This is a genomic window from Actinomadura napierensis (genome assembly GCF_039529375.1).
GTDB lineage: Bacteria > Actinomycetota > Actinomycetes > Streptosporangiales > Streptosporangiaceae > Spirillospora > Spirillospora napierensis.
Genome location: NZ_BAAAMR010000380.1, coordinates 1 through 273 on the forward strand (window position 1 = coordinate 1; position 273 = coordinate 273).

The 273-nt window shown below is 40.3% G+C and carries 1 protein-coding gene; it reads left to right on the forward strand.

Going from position 1 to position 273, the window contains the following annotated elements:
• The coding region (locus tag ABD296_RS50035) for a cupin domain-containing protein (protein ID WP_344285730.1) at positions 1-273 on the forward strand (273 nt) is incomplete at both ends.

Consider the following 273-nt stretch of genomic DNA (forward strand, 5'->3'; position numbering starts at 1 on the left):
TATTTAATTTTTAATGCCAATGCCCGTTCATTTTGGCATACCCATCCTAAAGGGCAATATCTCATTGTTACAGAAGGAGAGGGACTGGTGCAAGAATGGGGTAAACCTGCGGAAAAAATTTCTGTAGGAGATGTGATTTATTGTCCACCTGGAGTGAAACATTGGCATGGTGCAAGTGGAAATTCTGCGATGACACATCTTGCTTTAACTGCAACTGATGAACATGGCAAAAATGTGAACTGGTTAGAGCCTGTATCAGATGAGCAATATAAA